At 70.2% G+C, this 16,576-nt stretch carries 18 protein-coding genes; 14 read left to right on the top strand and 4 right to left on the bottom strand.

Annotated features, from left to right (window positions below):
• The first annotated feature begins 23 nt into the window (after positions 1–23).
• The 9 genes from ACGFY5_RS36670 (at position 24) to ACGFY5_RS36630 (ending at position 7,001) form a co-directional block, all read left to right on the top strand.
• Positions 24–911 (top strand): ParA family protein, encoded by an 888-nt coding sequence (locus tag ACGFY5_RS36670; protein WP_392727755.1) that lies wholly within the window; start codon positions 24–26, stop codon positions 909–911.
• 41 nt (positions 912–952) lie between these two features.
• On the top strand, positions 953–1,324 hold the full coding sequence (locus ACGFY5_RS36665; RefSeq protein WP_392727753.1) for a hypothetical protein: 372 nt from the start codon (positions 953–955) through the stop codon (positions 1,322–1,324).
• 1 nt (position 1,325) lies between these two features.
• Positions 1,326–2,012 (top strand): hypothetical protein, encoded by a 687-nt coding sequence (locus ACGFY5_RS36660; RefSeq protein WP_392727751.1) that lies wholly within the window; start codon positions 1,326–1,328, stop codon positions 2,010–2,012.
• Positions 2,013–2,037: 25 nt separating this feature from the next.
• Complete coding sequence (locus tag ACGFY5_RS36655) at positions 2,038–2,949, top strand: segregation and condensation protein A (protein ID WP_392727748.1); 912 nt, start codon at positions 2,038–2,040, stop codon at positions 2,947–2,949.
• Complete coding sequence (gene scpB / locus ACGFY5_RS36650) at positions 2,946–3,533, top strand: SMC-Scp complex subunit ScpB (RefSeq protein WP_392727746.1); 588 nt, start codon at positions 2,946–2,948, stop codon at positions 3,531–3,533. The genes ACGFY5_RS36655 and scpB overlap by 4 nt, the downstream gene beginning before the upstream one ends.
• Positions 3,511–5,004, top strand: coding sequence for a pseudouridine synthase (locus ACGFY5_RS36645; protein ID WP_392727743.1), 1,494 nt, complete (start codon positions 3,511–3,513; stop codon positions 5,002–5,004). Before scpB ends, ACGFY5_RS36645 begins: the two co-directional genes overlap by 23 nt.
• A gap of 80 nt (positions 5,005–5,084) precedes the next feature.
• Complete coding sequence (gene aroH, locus ACGFY5_RS36640) at positions 5,085–5,447, top strand: chorismate mutase (RefSeq protein ID WP_392727740.1); 363 nt, start codon at positions 5,085–5,087, stop codon at positions 5,445–5,447.
• Positions 5,444–6,148, top strand: coding sequence for a TVP38/TMEM64 family protein (locus ACGFY5_RS36635; protein WP_392727738.1), 705 nt, complete (start codon positions 5,444–5,446; stop codon positions 6,146–6,148). The genes aroH and ACGFY5_RS36635 overlap by 4 nt, the downstream gene beginning before the upstream one ends.
• Before the next feature lie 154 nt (positions 6,149–6,302).
• Positions 6,303–7,001, top strand: coding sequence for a class I SAM-dependent methyltransferase (locus ACGFY5_RS36630; protein WP_392727735.1), 699 nt, complete (start codon positions 6,303–6,305; stop codon positions 6,999–7,001).
• Position 7,002: 1 nt separating this feature from the next.
• Here ACGFY5_RS36630 and ACGFY5_RS36625 read toward each other — a convergent pair whose 3' ends face one another.
• The 3 genes from ACGFY5_RS36625 to ACGFY5_RS36615 all read right to left on the bottom strand — a co-directional run bounded on the left by ACGFY5_RS36625 (position 7,003) and on the right by ACGFY5_RS36615 (position 9,791).
• A complete protein-coding gene (locus ACGFY5_RS36625) occupies positions 7,003–8,154 on the bottom strand; it encodes an alpha/beta fold hydrolase (protein WP_392727732.1) in 1,152 nt (383 codons plus the stop codon).
• On the bottom strand, positions 8,151–8,615 hold the full coding sequence (locus ACGFY5_RS36620) for an NUDIX domain-containing protein (protein ID WP_392727729.1): 465 nt from the start codon (positions 8,613–8,615) through the stop codon (positions 8,151–8,153). Before ACGFY5_RS36620 ends, ACGFY5_RS36625 begins: the two co-directional genes overlap by 4 nt.
• Before the next feature lie 75 nt (positions 8,616–8,690).
• Positions 8,691–9,791 (bottom strand): erythromycin esterase family protein, encoded by a 1,101-nt coding sequence (locus tag ACGFY5_RS36615; RefSeq protein ID WP_392727726.1) that lies wholly within the window; start codon positions 9,789–9,791, stop codon positions 8,691–8,693.
• Positions 9,792–9,909: 118 nt separating this feature from the next.
• On the opposite strand from ACGFY5_RS36615, the gene ACGFY5_RS36610 reads away from it, so the two are divergent.
• The 5 genes from ACGFY5_RS36610 to ACGFY5_RS36590 are packed head-to-tail and all read left to right on the top strand — an operon-like array spanning position 9,910 to position 15,565.
• Positions 9,910–10,905 (top strand): LacI family DNA-binding transcriptional regulator, encoded by a 996-nt coding sequence (locus ACGFY5_RS36610; protein WP_392727723.1) that lies wholly within the window; start codon positions 9,910–9,912, stop codon positions 10,903–10,905.
• A gap of 13 nt (positions 10,906–10,918) precedes the next feature.
• Positions 10,919–12,235 carry an extracellular solute-binding protein gene (locus tag ACGFY5_RS36605; protein ID WP_392727720.1) on the top strand — a complete coding sequence of 439 codons (1,317 nt, stop codon included), beginning with the start codon at positions 10,919–10,921 and terminating at the stop codon, positions 12,233–12,235.
• 28 nt (positions 12,236–12,263) lie between these two features.
• Positions 12,264–13,172 (top strand): carbohydrate ABC transporter permease, encoded by a 909-nt coding sequence (locus ACGFY5_RS36600; RefSeq protein WP_392727717.1) that lies wholly within the window; start codon positions 12,264–12,266, stop codon positions 13,170–13,172.
• A gap of 3 nt (positions 13,173–13,175) precedes the next feature.
• Positions 13,176–14,057 carry a carbohydrate ABC transporter permease gene (locus ACGFY5_RS36595; RefSeq protein WP_392727710.1) on the top strand — a complete coding sequence of 294 codons (882 nt, stop codon included), beginning with the start codon at positions 13,176–13,178 and terminating at the stop codon, positions 14,055–14,057.
• Between the two features lie 8 nt (positions 14,058–14,065).
• Positions 14,066–15,565, top strand: coding sequence for an alpha-N-arabinofuranosidase (locus ACGFY5_RS36590; protein WP_392727870.1), 1,500 nt, complete (start codon positions 14,066–14,068; stop codon positions 15,563–15,565).
• A 7-nt stretch (positions 15,566–15,572) separates the two neighbouring features.
• Here the strand turns inward: ACGFY5_RS36590 and ACGFY5_RS36585 are convergent, their stop codons facing one another.
• Entirely contained in the window at positions 15,573–16,574 is a 1,002-nt protein-coding gene (locus ACGFY5_RS36585; RefSeq protein WP_392727707.1) for an NAD(P)-dependent alcohol dehydrogenase, read from the bottom strand.
• Between the last annotated feature and the right edge of the window lie 2 nt (positions 16,575–16,576).

Here is a 16,576-nt window from a genome sequence, read left to right as displayed (position 1 = left end):
GTGAGATGTCAACGAACCCGGTGATGAGCGACGACTCGGGCGCTCTGGAGCAGGCCACCCTCGATCTGGCAACTCTGGGCATCGCAACCGAGTCGAGGAGATCCCGCCGACCCGAAGAGAGCCCGCAGGCCGAGAAGAGCGGTCACGGCCCCGCGCGCGTCATCGCCCTCTGCAACCAGAAGGGCGGCGTCGGCAAGACCACCAGCACGATCAACCTGGGCGCGGCCCTGGCCGAGGTCGACCAGCGTGTGCTGCTCGTCGACTTCGACCCGCAGGGTGCGCTCTCGGTCGGGCTGGGCGTCAACGCCTACGACCTCGAGCTGACGGTCTACAACCTGCTCATGCAGTCCGGCATTCGCACCGAGGACGTGCTGGTCAAGACCAACGTGGCCGGTCTGGACTTACTGCCGTCCAACATCGACCTGTCCGCTGCCGAGGTGCAGCTGGTCAGCGAGGTGGCCCGCGAGCAGACGCTCGACCGTGCGCTCCGGCAGGTCCGGGACGAGTACGACTACATCCTGATCGACTGCCAGCCGTCGCTCGGTCTGCTGACGGTCAACGCGCTCACCGCGGCGCACGGCGTCATCGTGCCGCTCGAGTGCGAGTTCTTCTCCCTCCGTGGTCTCGCCATGCTCATCGACACCATCGAGAAGGTGAAGGACCGGCTCAATCCGGATCTGGAGCTGGACGGCATCCTCGCGACGATGTACGACTCGCGCACCGTCCACTCTCGCCAGGTACTGTCCCGCGTTGTGGAGGCATTCGGCGACAAGGTGTACGAGACGGTGATCTCGCGGACCGTCCGGTTCCCGGAGACGACGGTCGCGGGCGAGCCCATCACGACCTGGGCTCCCGGTTCGGGCGGTGCCAAGGCCTACCGGGCCCTGGCCCGCGAGGTGCTCGCCAGGTGAGGCGGCGGGTTCAGCTCCCTGGTGCCTCCGAGCTGTTCCGGATGACGACGACCCCTTCCGGGGCGAGCACGGTCGAGGTGATCGGCGGAACGCCCACTGCGGCGTCCCGGCCGTCCCCGCGGCCCGCTCGCGAGCCGTCCACCCGGTCCGGCCCGCCGGCTGACGTAACACCGATCCGCGCGTCGCCGCGGTCTCCGAGCGGTCGGCAGCGTCACGATGAGAAGATCACCGTGTACCTGTCCTCCGGTGAGCTGCTCGAACTCGAGCGGACGCGGCTGGACCTACGGGCCCGTCACGGCATCGGCATCGACCGGGGCCGCATCGTCCGGGAGGCGATCGCCATAGCGCTAGCGGAATACGACGCGAACGGGGAGCACTCGGTGCTCGTCCGTCGGCTCGCGAGCGGCCACTGACGTGCTCTTCGCGCTCGGTCAGCCGATCGCGCTGGCGGGTCTCGCCCTGGCGTTCGTGCTGGGGCTGGTCATCCGGGTTCTGGCCATCCGTGCCGTGCAGCGTCGCCGGGTTCCCGCCGGGTGGGGTACTCCCCGGCGGGCCGGCGGCAAGCTGATCGACGTCCGGCGTGACGTCGACATCTTCGGCGTGGTCGCGGCCGTCGTCGGCGGAACCGGCTGGGGCAAGAAGGTCGAGGACGCCGGCATGGCTCCGGCGCCGCTGCGGGTGCTGCTGGCCGGTCCGATCGCGGTGATCGCCGCCGCTCAGGTCGCGTTCCTCGCGTTCGTGCTGGTTGTGGGACGGGTGGGCCTCGGCTCGATGAGCGCGTCGAGCGCGCTGCGCGGTGAGATCGGGATCGTCGGCGGAACCAACCTGGGGCTTTTCCTGCTGTCGCTGGCCGTCGGCCTGCTGTGTTTCGGTCTGCTCAGCCTGGTGCCGCTGCCGCCGCTGGACGGCTGGGGGCTGCTGCGGCACGCGGTGAAGCGTCCCGGCACGGGCTTCCAGAAGGCCCGCTACTGGCTCGAGGACCAGAACGTCGGCATCGCGATCCTGCTCGCCGGGATGCTGCTGCCGCTCTTCCGCGGCCTGCCGCTGTTCCTGTTCGTGCTCGACTTGCTGAGCTGGCCGTTCTTGCTTCTCTGGGGTTGATGGGTCGGCGCGGTACGGTCATGCGGTGACCGAGACCGATGCTCCTGCGCAGGGGTCCGGGTACGGCGAGAAGTTCCACATCCGGTTGGAGAACTTCGAGGGCCCGTTCGACCTGCTCCTCCAACTGATCAGCAAACACAAGTTGGACGTCACCGAGGTGGCGCTCAGCCAGGTCACGGACGACTTCATCGCGCACATCCGGGGCATGGGCGACGACTGGGACCTCGGCCAGGTCAGCGAGTTCCTCCTGATCGCCGCGACGCTGCTCGACCTCAAGGCCGCCCGGCTGCTGCCCGCGGCGGAGGTCGAGGACGAGGAGGACCTGGCGCTGCTCGAGGCGCGGGACCTGCTGTTCGCCCGGTTGCTGCAGTACCGCGCGTTCAAGCAGGTGGCGTCGTTCCTGTCCGAGCGGGAGCGGGAAGGGTCGACCCGCTGGCCCCGGGACGTGCAGCTCGAGGAGCGGTTCTCCGCGGCGATGCCCGAGGTGTTGCTGGGGCTCACGCCGGATCAGTTCGCCGCGCTCGCGGCGAAGGCGATGGCGCCGAAGCCCGTTCCGACGGTCTCGATCGAGCACATCCATGCGCCGAAGGTGTCGGTGCGCGAACACGCGGCGATCCTGCGGGAGATGCTGGCGCGGCTCGGGCAGGCGTCGTTCCGGCGGCTGTGCGCGGATTGCACCACCACGTTGGAGGTCATCGCGCGCTTCCTGGCACTGCTGGAGCTGTTCCGGGAAGGCGTCCTGCATTTCGACCAGGTCGAGCCGTTGGGCGAACTCCACGTACGCTGGGTGGGAGGTGGCGACCGCGTGGCGGTCGAGATCGACGAGTACGGCAGCGACGCGGATACCGTGGCCGCTTCCCCGGAGGATTCCGGGCCCCCGCCGAGCGTGCCGTCCAGTCGCACGGCGCCCGAGATCGAGACGAAGGAACGCGGTTGAGCGACGAGGCTTTGTTCCCGGTGCCCGAGGGGGAGCAGCGGGACCGGATCGAACCGGCGCTCGAAGCGATCCTGCTCGTCGTCGACGAACCGGTGACCGAGGGGCTGCTCGCGCAGACGCTCGGGTGCGCGGTCGGGGAGGTCACGCGGGCGCTGCGTGGGCTCGCCGACGACTACGACGAGGCCGGGCGCGGGTTCGAGTTGCGTCAGGTGGCCGGGGGTTGGCGTTTCTACACGCGGTCGGAATACGCGCCGTACGTCGAGCGGTTCGTTCTGGAGGGTCAGCAGGCACGGCTCACCCAGGCCGCGTTGGAAACCCTTGCGGTGATCGCCTACAAACAACCGGTGACCCGGTCGTCGGTGTCGGCGATCCGCGGGGTTTCGGTCGACGGGGTGATCCGTACGTTGCTCACCCGTGGGCTGATCGAGGAATGCGGTACCGATCCGGAGACCGGTGGGTACCAGTATCGGACGACGACGCTGTTCCTCGAGAAGCTCGGTTTGAACTCATTGGAAGAATTGCCGGCGCTTGCGCCGCTCTTGCCCGGAATGGATGCCCTGGATGATGTCATCGCCGCGACGTAACCCCAGCCCGCGTCGGGGTGAGGGTCCGCCGCGCACCGGCGGCGCCGCCCCCCGCGGCGCTTCCGCCGACCGCAGCGGCCGCGGCGCATCCGGCCGCGGCGCGGGTGACGCCCGGCGCACGCCCGCCGACGGCGACCGCCGCGGCGCGGGCGAGTACCGCCGAGGCGCGGGCGACGGCGGCGAGTACCGCCGCGGCGACGGCGCGGGCCGCGGCTCCGCCGCCTCGCGCGGCGGCGACGGAAACAGCCGGGGCGCAGCAGCACCCCGGGGCGGCGGCGGGCCGCGCGGGGGCAGCGACGGCGGTAGTCGAGGTGCGGCAGCGCCGCGCGGTGGCGACGGGCCGCGTCGGGGTGGTGACGGGAACAGCCGGGGTGGCGATGGGCCGCGCCGGGGAAGTGACGGTGCTCCGCGCACCGGAGGACGCGGGGGAGCGCCTCGGCGGGACGGTGGCGATGCGCCTCGGCGCGGCGCCGACGGCGGCGGCCGGGGCGGTGCGCCGCGTGCGGGTGGCGAGCGCGGCGGTGCGTCGCGCGGTGGTGCGTCGCGCGGTGGTGCGGGGGCTCGGGCTCCGCGGGAAGCGGACTCGCCGCGGATCGAGCCGCTCGGGCGCGATGGCGAACCCGCTCCGAAGCGGGCTTCGCGCACCGTCGGTTACGGCCAGGCCCCCACGGACAAGCGTCAGTACCAGGACGTCTGGGAAGAAGAGGAGGGCGACCCGAACTGGGCCGCCAAGCTCGACGAACCCAGGGAAGGCGAGCGCCTGCAAAAGGTACTGGCCTCCGCCGGTATCGGGTCGCGCCGCGCCTGCGAAGAACTCATCGAACAGGGACGCGTGAGCGTCGACGGCAAGGTCGTCACCGTCCAGGGCAAGCGGGTCGACCCGCTCACCGCGGTGATCCACGTCGACGGCCAGCGCGTCATCGTCGACGACCGCATGGTCTACATGGCATTCAACAAGCCCACCGGCGTCATCACCGCGATGAGCGACGACAAGGGCCGCCTGAACATCGGCGACTACGTCCAGGACCGCGAGATCCGCGTGTTCCACGTCGGCCGCCTGGACACCGAGTCCGAAGGCCTGCTCCTGCTGACGAACGACGGCGCACTCGCCCACCGGCTGACCCACCCGTCCTACGGCGTGCTCAAGACCTACCTCGCCGAGGTGCCCGGCCCGATGAGCAGCGACGTGCGCAAGCGCCTGATGGAGGGCATCGAACTCGAGGACGGACCGGTCAAGGTCGACAACTTCCGCGTCGTCGACAACCTGCCGGGCAAGCTGCTCGTCGAGGTCGTCATCCACGAGGGACGCAAGCACGTCGTGCGGCGCCTCCTCGAGGAGGTCGGGCACCCGGTGAGCCGCCTCGTCCGCACCGCGATCGGCCCCGTGCAGCTCGCGAACATCAAGCCGGGCAAGGCGCGCCACCTCAGCCAGGCCGAAATCGGCCAGCTGCACTCGCAAGTGGGGCTGTGACGCACGGACCGCTTGCTCGCTGACAGTTACCTGGAACGCCTCGGCTAGTCTTCGCTCTAGCCGAGGAAGGGATTTGGCGAGTGGCGGTCAGGGCACTGCGCGGAGCCATTCAGGTCGACGAGAACTCGCGGGAAGCGATCCTCGAGGGAACGACCGAGCTGATCAAAGCGGTCATGCACCGCAATGCGATCACGCCGGACGACCTGATCAGCGTCATCTTCACCGCGACGCCGGACCTGGACGCCGAGTTCCCGGCGTACGCGGCGCGGTTGCTCGGCTTCACCGACGTTCCGTTGCTGTGCACGACGGAGATCGGCGTGCCGGGGTCGATGCCGCGGGTGCTCCGGCTGATGGCCCACATCGAGACCGAGACGCCGCGCTCCGGCCTGCACCACGTGTACCTGCGCGGCGCCGCGGCGCTCCGGAGGGACCTGCCTCAGTGAATTCCCCGGCGGTCCGGGCGCTCGCGCTCGGCGTTCTCCTGTTGATGTGCGTGGGGTTCCTGCTCACGTATGGGATTCCTGAGCCGGCCGAACTGCGCGAGTACGTGGCGCAGGCCGGCCCGTGGATGCCGTTCGGTGTAGCCGGGATCGCGGTCGTGACGTCGGTCCTGATGGTGCCGCGGGGTGTGCCGGCGTTGCTGGCCGGGCTGTTGCTCCCGGCGCCGGTCGCGGTCGCGGCCGCGCTGTGCGGGATCGCGCTCGGCGCCTCGGTGTCGTTCCTGCTCGGCCGCTGGCTCGGCCGCCCGTTCCTGTCGGGGCGCACGGAGGCGGCGGGTCCCGACGCGCGCCTCACGCGGTTGCAGTCCTGGCTCGACCGGGACGGCACCCGCGCCGTCGTCTACGCACGTATCCTGCCGGTCTTTCCGTTCGGCCTGCTGAACTACCTTTTCGGGGCGACGACAGTCAAGATGCTGCCGTTCGTGCTGGGCACCGCGGCCGCGATCGTGCCGAGCACCACCGCGTACGTGCTGGTCGGGGCTTCTGCGGATCATCCCGGGTCGCCGGCGTTCTTCTTGTCGGTGGGGTCGGTGGCGCTGATCGGGGCGCTCGGTCTGGCCCATGCTTGGTGGAGCCGCCGCCGCGGTCGCCGCATCGCACCACCCGAAGAGCCGGCTCCCGTGCTCTCCGGCACCCACTCCTGAGCGCTGCACAGTCTGAGCCCCGGGGCACCGAGCGCTCCCGGGATGGCCTGGACCGGCCAGGTCTCGAGATGGCCGATCTTCGGGACGCGGTGGGGCGGTGGGGCGCCGGAGACTCGGGGTGACCCGAGTCCGCCGAGTTCGTTGAGGGACCCCCATGACGCCGCACTCCCCGCCCACCGACACCGATGACCGACCGGGCCTTTCGGACCGGCTCTTCGCCTCGATCTACGAGCCGTTCCTGGCGCTCGGTGAGCGTCGGGGGATGGCTCAGCGCCGGCGCCTCCTGTTGGCGGGTGCGTCGGGGTCCGTGCTGGAGATCGGTGCCGGGACCGGACTCAACCTGCCCTACTACCCCGCGGCGGTCACCGGGCTCACGGTGTCCGAGCCGAACGGCGCGATGCGTGCTGTTCTCCAGCGCCGAGTGGATGCCGCCGAGGGCGGGCCGGGCTCCCGGGCGCCCCTGCGGATTTCTGCCGCCGCGGCGGAGTCGCTCCCGTTCGACGACGACACGTTCGACGTCGTCGTGAGCACGTTGGTGCTGTGCACGGTGGCCGATCCGGTGGCCGCCGTCGACGAGGTGAAGCGGGTGCTGCGGCCCGGCGGGCGGTTCCTCGTGCTCGAGCACGTCCGCGGCCCGAGCGGTAGCCGGCTGGAGCGGTGGCAGCACCGGCTCGCCGGGCCGTGGGAGAAGTTCGCCGCGGGCTGCCGGTGCGACCGCGCGACGGCCGACGTTCTCGGCGACGCCGGGTTCGAGGTGCGTTCGCTCCGCGAGGACAGCTGGTCGGGCATGCCCTCGTTCGTCGCGCCGCTCGTGATCGGATCGCTCACCGCGCTCGACCGGGGCGCGTGCTGATCTAGATCAAGCCGAGGCGGATCGCGGTCGCGGCGGCGGCCGCGCGCGAGGGCTGGTCGAGCTTGCGCCGGATGTTGGCCACGTGCCGGTGCACGGTGTGCCCGCTGAGCACCAGCGCTGCCGCGATCTCCGCATCACTGCGCCCCGCCGCCACCAACCGCAGCACCTCTCTCTCCCGCTCGGTGAGCACACCCCCGCCATCGCCGCCCCCCGGCTCCGCGCCGCCAACGACCCGGCTCGCGCCGGCTGGGCTCGCGGCAACCGGGCTGCCCACGCCGCCCACACCGCCCGGGCCGCCCATGCCGCCCGGCGGGTCTGCGGTGGGGAGGGGCGTGTCGGCGGCGAAGAAGGGGAGGAGCGAAGCCAGCACGGCCCCGGAGTCGCCTAGCCAGGGTGGGTGATTGTCGCCGTCCAGGGGGACGAAGTGGGCGCCCGGGACGGCGGCGGCTACCTCGCGGCCCAGCGTGAACGGGATCGCTCGGTCGTTGCGGCGGTGCAGGACGAGCGTTGGTGCGCGCACGGCGGCGAGCTCGTCCCGGATGTCCGCGTCGTAGACCGAGGCCAACACGGTGGCCGCGGTCTCCGCGCCAGTGGCCTCGCGCTGCAGCCGGGCGAACGCCTCGCGCACCCGGGCGTCGACGGTGGGCATCCAGACATCGGCCAACAACCGGGATCCCGCACCCCAGTGCGCCCGGATCGTGTCGAGGATCGCGGTGCGGAGCGTGTCCGGCGCGGTGCGGGCACCCTCCGCGTACCCGCCGAAGATCGCCAGCCGGGTCACCCGCTCAGGGCGCGCAGCGGCGTAACAGATCGCGGCGCACGCGCCGATCGAGAACCCGAACAGCGCCACCACGTCCAGTTCGAGCCCGTCGATCAACGCCGTGAGCACCGCGGTGTCGTGCTCCACACCCGTGCCGGGCCGAGGCGGACGATCGGAGAGCCCACAGCCGAGCCGGTCGTACCGGATCACCCGGTGCGTGCGGGCCAGCGCCGCCACGAAGTCGCGGTACTCCGCGACCTCCCAGTCGAGCTCCAGATGGCTCACCCACGGTGTCGGCAACACCAGCGGTGGCCCCTCGCCGACCTCCGCGTACGCCACCCGGCCCCCGGGCACCGCCCGGAAACCGATCCGCTGGTGCGCCACCGCGGTCACCCGAGGAACTCCGCGAGACGGTCGAGGAACGTGCGCTGGCCCGTGACGAGCTTCTCGCGGGCGGTGTCCAGATCGAACCACGCGACCCGGTCGACCTCGGGAAACTCCTGGACGCGACCCGACTTCGGCGGCCACTCGAGCGGGAACGTGCCCGGGACGACGTCGTCGGGGGAGAGGTCACCCTCGATCGCCCACACGGTGACGGTCTTGCCGCCGGACTGCTTCACCTCGCCGAGCGGCACCAAGGCACCCTCCGGAGCGGGCAAACCGAGCTCCTCGGCGAACTCGCGCCGGGCCGCGGCCTCGGGCGTCTCGTCGCCCTCGTACTCGCCCTTCGGCACCGACCAGGCCGCCTCGTCCTTGCGGGCCCAGAACGGCCCGCCCATGTGCCCGAGCAGCACCTCCGGCCGACCGTCGGCCATCCGGTACACGAGCAACCCCGCACTGCGCTTCCCTGCCATGAGGCCAGTCTGCCCCTCCCCACCGACACTTCCGGTCCGCACCCCGACCGCAATAACAAGCCCAGACCCGCGTCGTCAACCGGCCAGCTGGTCAGAGACCGAGATTGACGGGACACCGACGACGAGGTCATAGGCCTCGGCGACGGGGCCTTCCAGGTAGCTGTTCTGAACGCGGATCGCCGTCGGGGCGTCGGGCAGCTCACGGGCCGCCCGGACGTCCACCACGCCGAGTTCCGCGGGCAGGAACGCCTCGATGCTGTCGGCTCGCGGCGGCTCGAGGTCCACCGCGGTCACGGTGACGCCTCCCGGCGCCGAGGGATCCGGGCCCCGCGCGGGCGTGCGTCCGGCCAGCGCGGTCACGCCCACCGCCAGGTACTGCGAGCCCAGTTCCGACGAGAGGTGGTGCCCGGCCGGGGACACCTGCATGCCCGGGAAGCTGACCGGCGTCCGCTGGATGTGGCCGTTCGCCGCACCGATCACGATCCTGGCGTCCGGATGGCGGTCCAGCAGCCAGAATACGGTCTCGGCCATCGCCCGGTCGCGCGCCGTGGCCGCGAGCGCGGAGCGTGCGGCGTGGCCACGCAGCATCTGGTCGAACAGCACACCGAGCCGCACCTCGTGCCGCAGCACCGGGTCGCCGGGCACCTGCGTGTCGGCCCAGGTCGCCAGGGACGCCCACAGTGCGGTCAGCGCGTCCCGGTCGGGCTGGTCGAGTGCCGCGTAGGCCGCGTACGTGTGCAGGGCGTGCTCGCTGGTGAACTTCTCCGAGCGGACGATCAGCTCCTCGACGTACGGCGTGTCGGTCGGCAGCCGGCGAAGCGTCGGCAGCGCGGACGCCGACGAGCCCGGCAGGTCGAGCCCGGCATATCCGACGCCCGCCGAGCGCATCCACGCCAGCTGGTCGCGCATTCCGCTGCTCTCACCCATCCGGTTGGTGAGCTCCTGCGACTGTCCCTCCGAGAACCCGGACTCCAGCGCGAACACGACCGGGCCCTGCGACGCCAGGAAGCGCAGCAGACGGTGCCGGAGCAGCGTGTATTCGCGCACCCAGTGGGCGCTTTCCCCGATGGCCACGACCCGCGCGTCCGTACGCAGCGGGGCGAGGTCGTCGAACGGTGCACCCGGGTCAACGGTCCGTAACGGGTGGAAGTTATCGGTCACATAAGCGGCGAACACCGGGCCACCCTAGCGAACAAGTGATCCTTGACACTGCCAGTTCGACGAGAGCATCCTGCCGAAGGCGAACGTTCGCCTAACTGCGATGTGAGCGGTCACACCGAGGAGGTGATCCCCGATGTACGTGTCCCTGAAGGACGTCGCCGAGCGCGCCGGGGTCAGCTTCCAGACCGCCAGCAAGGTGCTCAACGGCAACTCCGGTGTCGTCTCCGCGAAGACGCGGGAACGCATCCTGGAGGCCGCCCGCGACCTCGGTTACGTCCCGAACGCGCTGGCCCGTGGGCTGGTGCGCCGCGATTCGCTCACCGTCGGCATCCTCGCCGACGACTTCTCCGACGCGTCGCTGTCGCGGTTCGTCGTCGCGGCCCAGCGCACGATCGAGAGCCAGGGGCACGCGGCCCTCGTCGCCACGACGACGCGGGGGAGCGACAGCCCGATCCGGCGCCTGCAGGAGTACCGCGTCAACGGGGTCCTGGTCATCGCGCCGAGCGTCGAGGAAGACGAGAGCATCGGCGAGCACCTGCGCGGTCCGATCCCGGCGGTGACGCTCAACCACATCCCGGGCGGGGGGGTTCCCGCTGTCGGGTCCGATCACCGCCGCACCGGCATTCTCGCGGCCGAACATCTGCTCGCGCTCGGTCACCGGGCGATCGGCACGATCACCGGCCCGACCGCGCGCCGGGTCGTCGTCAGCCGCCTTCGTGGTTTTCGGGAGACGTTGCACGCGGCGGACGTGGAGCTGCCGGGCCGGCGGGTGCGCGCGACCGAATGGGATGCGCGCAGCGCGGCCGTGGCCACCCACGAGCTGCTGGACGCCGACCCGTTCGTCACCGCGATCTTCGCCCACAACGACAACATGGCGTTCGGTGTGCTGGCCGCGCTGCGCGCCCGCGGGATCGCGGTGCCGCAGACGTGCTCGGTCGTGGGCTGCGACGACCTGCCGCTGGCCGATTTCGCCGCGCCGCCGCTGACCACCGTGCGGGTCCCGTTCGACGAGACCGGCGCGCGCGCCGCCGAACTGCTGCTCGCCCGGATCCGCGGCGAGGACACCCCACCCCGTGACCTGCTACCCGTCCAACTGATCGTGCGCTCTTCCACCGCCCCACCCCCATGAGGGAAGGACAGCGATGACCTTTTCCCGACGATCCTTACTCGCCGGCGCCCTCGGAGTCGGCGCCCTCGCCGCGACGAGCGGCTGCTCGGCGGCGTCCGGCCTCACGACGGCCGGCGAACCGGCCAGCACGCTGCAATTCTGGGACCTGTTCGGAGGCGGTGACGGCGTCCGCATGCAGTCGATGCTGGACACCTACCGCAAAGCCAATTCGAACATCACCCTCAAGGGAACCACCTTCAACTGGGGCAACCCCTACTACACGAAACTGTCGCTGGCGACGGTGGGGAACAAGCCGCCGGACGTGGCGGTCGCTCACCTGACCCGGGCCAAGTCGATGGTGGAGGGTGGACTGCTGCAGGAGCTCGAGCCCGACGTCCTGGAGCGCGCCGGCCTGTCGGCGGACAAGTTCAACAAGAAGGTCTGGGACGCCGGTCTGGTCGACGGCAAGGCCTACGTGATTCCGCTGGACACGCACCCGTTCGTGATGTTCTACAACACCGAGATCTGCAAAAAGGCCGGTCTGCTCGACGCCAGCGGCGTGATCAAGCCGCTGAAGGGCGAAGACGCGTTCCTGGACGCGATGAAGAAGGCCAAGGCGGTCACCGGCGCCTACGCGGGTGCGATCGCGCTGGGCACCGAGATCGTCACGCCGTGGCGGGCGTTCCAGTCGCTCTACTCCCAGCTCGGCGGGCAGGTGCTCGCCGACAACGGCACCAAGGTCGTGATCGACGAGGCCAAGGCGCTTCGCGCGATGACGTTCCTCCGCGGGCTCACGAAGGACGGCCTGTTCCCCGAGGCCACCGACTACCAGGGTTCGATCGCCGACTTCTCGTCCGGGAAGACCGCGTTCCTGTTCCAGGGCGAGTGGGAGATCACGACGTTCCAGACCGCGAAGACCCCGTTCTCGATGGCGGTGTTCCCGCACGTCTTCGACGAGGGCCCGTACGCGGTGCAAGCCGACTCGCACACGCTCATCGTTCCGAAGAGTCCGAAGCTGACACCGGACCGCCTGGATCGCGCGCTGGGGTTCGTCAAGAGCCTGCTCGACCAGAGCAAAGCCTGGGCGGAGGGCGGGCACATCCCGGCCTACCTGCCGTACCTGGACAGCGCCGAGTACAAGGCCCTGCAACCGCAGGCGCAGTACGCGGCCGCCGCCGACGGCGCGGCGTACGACCCGGCCGGCTGGTACTCGGGTTCGGGATCGAACTTCGAGAACGTCACCGGTTCCGCGATCGGCGCCATGATGGCCGGCATCTCCGAGCCGCAGCAGGCGCTCGACGAGATGCGCACGAAGCTGGAAAACCTCGCCGCTACCGCCTCACCGATCTGAGCCCTGCTCTCGACTCCGGAGGTCGATGATGACCACGCCCGCAGTGCGGCAGGGCCGTCCTGCCGCCGGGCAGGGGCGCTCCGCCGCTGCCTTCCTCGCGCCGTTCCTGGTCTTGTACGTCTTGTTCATCGTCGGGCCGGCCCTCTACGGCCTGGTGATGAGTTTCTTCAACACCAGCATGGTCAAGTCTGGCCTGTCGACGTTCGCCGGTCTACAGAATTATGCGGACGCTCTGAGCAGCTCGGACTTCTGGTCGTCGCTGTGGCACACGCTGTGGTTCACGATCCTGACCACACCGCCGCTGGTGGTTCTCGCGCTGGTGTTCGCGCTGCTGGCCAACCGCGTCGGACGCGGCCGGTGGTTCTACCGGCTGACGTTCTTCATGCCGTACGTGCTGCCGTCCGCGGTGGTCGCGTTGATCTTCATGTGGATCCTGGCGCCCGGCATCGGGCTGCTCGACACGTCGCTGGCGAAGATCGGCATCGACACGCCGCCGAACTGGCTCGGGGCTGAGAACTGGGCGATGCCGGCGCTGGCGCTCACCACGGTGTGGTGGACGCTCGGCTTCAACTTCGTGCTCTACCTGGCCGGTCTGCAGGAGATTCCGCGCGATCTGTACGAGGCGGCCGCGCTGGACGGCGCGACGCCGTGGCAGCAGATCCGGCACATCACGATCCCGCTGCTCGGGCGTACCACGACGCTGGTGGCGGTGCTGCAGGTCATCGCGTCGCTCAAGGTGTTCGACCAGATGTACATCATGACCCAGGGCGGGCCGAACTTCTCGACGCGGTCGCTCCTCCAGTACGTCTACGACGAGAGCTTCACGAACTACCGGATCGGCTACGCGGCGGCCGTTTCGATGCTGTTCTTCGTCGTTGTCCTCGCCGTGTCGGTGGTGTGGTTCCGCCTGGTCCGTTCGCAGCAGAAGGAGGTCTGACCGATGGTCACTGAGACGCTTGTTCCTACGCTGCGGGCCAAGCCCGCGGTCACCGTGGCCACTGTCGACCGCCGGGTCGCGATTTTCAACCGGATCTGCGTCGGTGTGCTGATCGCGTTCGCGATTCTGTGGCTCGTTCCGATCCTGTGGGCGCTGGACACCGCGCTGAAGCCGAACGCCGAGACCGTCAACACGACCTGGTGGATCGAAAGTCCGACGCTGGCGGCGTTCGGGCGGGTCTTCACCGACACCGACATGCTGCAGTGGTGGGTCTCGACGTTCATCGCGTCGGCGTTGGCGGCGGTGCTCACCGTGGTGACGGCGAGCCTCGCGGCGTTCGCGCTGTCGCGGATGAAGTTCAAGTACCGGACGCTGCTGTTCTGGTTCATCCTCGCCGGGATCATGGTGCCGTCGCAGGTGCTGATGGTGCCGCAGTTCCGCGAGTTCCAGTCGATCGGGCTGCTCAACACGTTCTGGGCCGTCGCGCTGCCGCAGGCGCCGACCGCGATCGCCGTCTTCATCTTCAAGCAGTTCTTCGACGGGTTGCCCGCGGACCTGGAGGAGGCGGCCCGCGTCGACGGCGCCGGGTTCTTCCGGATCTACCGGCAGATCGTGCTGCCGCTGTCGCGTCCCGCTGTCGCCGCGGTGGCGATCTTCTCGTTCGTCATGGCGTGGAACAACCTGCTGTGGCCGCTGCTGGTGCTGACCAACCCGGATCTGATGACGATCCCGGTGGGGTTGGCGACCGTGCAGGGCGCGTTCGGTATCCGCTACGCCGACACGATGGCGACGGCGGTGTTGGGTGCGGTGCCGCTGGTCGCGCTGTTCCTGCTGTTCCAGCGGAACATCGTCGAGGGCATCGCCGGAACCGGCATCAAGGGGTGAGCAACACAGTGCTGCAGGCTTCACTGACCATCGACCCGGCGTTCAGCGTGGGGGAGGTCGATCCTCGGCTGTACGGGTCGTTCGTCGAGCACATGGGCCGGTGCGTCTACACGGGCATCTACGAGCCCGGGCATCCCACTGCTTCCCCCGAGGGCTTCCGGGAGGACGTGGCCGAGCTCGCCCGCGAGCTGGGGGTACCGCTGATCCGGTACCCCGGCGGGAACTTCGTGTCCGGGTACAGGTGGGAGGACGGGATCGGGCCGGTCGAGGACCGGCCCACCCGGCTCGACCTGGCGTGGCGGTCGCTGGAGACCAACCGGGTCGGTGTCGACGAGTTCCAGAAGTGGGCCGCGGGCATCGGCGCCGAGACGATGATGGCCGTCAACCTCGGTACCCGGGGCATCGACGCGGCCCGGGACTTCCTCGAGTACTGCAATCTGCCCGGCGGCACGTACTGGTCGGACCTGCGCCGGAAGAACGGTGCCGAGCAGCCGTACGGGATCAAGACATGGTGTCTCGGCAACGAGATGGACGGTCCCTGGCAGATCGGCCACAAGACCGCGTACGAGTACGGGCGGCTGGCGAACGAGACCGCGAAGGCGATGCGGCTGGTCGACCCGTCGATCGAGCTCGTGGCCTGTGGCAGTTCGAACTCCTCGATGCCGACGTTCGGCTCGTGGGAGGCGACGGTGCTCGGCGAGACGTACGACCAGGTCGACTACGTCTCGATGCACGCCTACTACGAGCAGCGCGGCGACGACCGGGACAGCTTCCTGGCGTGCGCGCTCGACATGGACCGGTTCATCGACGCGGTCATCTCCACCGCTGACCACGTGCGCGCGGTCGGGCGTCGCAAGAAGCGGTTGGGTATTTCGTTCGACGAGTGGAACGTCTGGTACCTCAAGCGGTTCGAGGGCGAGGCGAACCTGGCGATCCGGGAAGCCCCGCCGCTGATCGAGGACGTGTACTCGGTGACCGACGCGGTCGTCGTCGGCACGATGCTCAACAGCCTGCTGCGCCACGCGGACCGGGTGAAGATCGGGTGCCAGGCGCAGCTGGTCAACGTCATCGCGCCGATCATGACCGCGCCCGGCGGGGCGGCGTGGAAGCAGACGACGTTCCATCCGTTCGCGTTGACGTCGAAGTACGGGCGGGGGACCGTGCTGCGGGTCGAGCCGGCGTCGCCGCTGTACGAGACGAAGTGGCTGGGGGAGGTGCCGGTGCTGGACGCCGTCGCGGTGGCGACCCCGGACGACGGTGTCTCGCTGTTCGCCGTCAACCGGTCGCAGACCTCGCCGCTCACCGTGGACGTCGACCTGCGGGCGTGGCCGGGGTACCGGGTGGCGTCGCACGTCACGATCGCCGACGACGACCCGGACGCGGTGAACACGGCCGCGGATCCGGAGCGGGTGGTACCGCGTTCGCTCGTCGTTCCGGCCGTCGACGGCGGCCGGGTTACCCTGGAACTCCCGGCCCTCTCCTGGAGCCTCATCCGACTGGAAGAATGAGCCGCGGTCAATCCAGGTCGGACAGGTCCAGGACGAAGCGGTAGCGGACGTCGTTGCGGCGTAGGCGGTCGATGGCCTCGTTCACCTGCGATGACGGAAGTAGTTCGAGGTCGGCGGCGACGCCGTGCTCGGCGCAGAAGCTCAGCATCGCGGCAGTGGCGGGACGACCGCCGCTGCCCGCGGAGCTGAGCTTCTTGCGTCCGACGAGCAGGTCCATCGTCTCCAGGCTGATCGGCCCGAGGTAGCCGAGCTGGCTGAGCGTGCCGTCCATCGCGACCAGCCGCAGGTACGGGCCGAGGTCGTGCGGGGCCGAGATCGTGTCGAGGACGACGTCGAACGAGTCGCGTTGGGCGTCGTCCGCGGCGAGAAGATCGACGGCGCCGAGGCGACGGGCGTCGTCGGCCTTGCCGGGGGACCGGCTGAGAACCGACGTCGTCGCGCCGAGCGCCACCGACATCTTCACCGCGAGGTGTCCCAGACCGCCGAGGCCCGCGACCGCGACGCGGCTGCCCGGCCCCACGCCCAGCGCGCGCAGCGGCTCCCAGACCGTGACACCGGCGCAGAGCAGCGGCGCGGCGGCGGCCGGGTCCAGACCGGCGGGGAGGTGGTAGGCGAATCCTTCGCGGACGACGTACTCGCGGGAGTAGCCGCCGAGCGTGACCGATCCGTCGCGCCGGTCTTTGCCGCCGTACGTCAGCGTGGGAAACGCATGGCAGAAGTTCTCCTGGCCGGCGAGGCACATCGCGCACTCGCCGCAGGAGTCCACGATGTTGCCGACCGCCACTGGGTCGCCGACCGCGAAGCCGGTGACGTTCGCCCCCGTCTCGGTCACGACGCCGGTGAACTCGTGGCCGGGTACTACGCCGTCCTCGAGCGAGTGCACGTCGGTGTGGCAGACGCCGCAGTAGTCAACGCGGACCGCGAGGTCGTCGGGGCGCAGGTCGCGGCGCTGCAGGGTCGTGCGCCGGAGCGTGGTGTCGTCGGCGCGGTAGCCGGTGGTGGTTCGCACTG

This window comes from Cryptosporangium sp. NPDC048952, from assembly GCF_043197895.1.
Lineage (GTDB): Bacteria > Actinomycetota > Actinomycetes > Mycobacteriales > Cryptosporangiaceae > Cryptosporangium.
The sequence above is the reverse complement of the archived record's forward strand: the minus strand, read 5'-3'. Positions and strand labels throughout refer to the sequence as shown.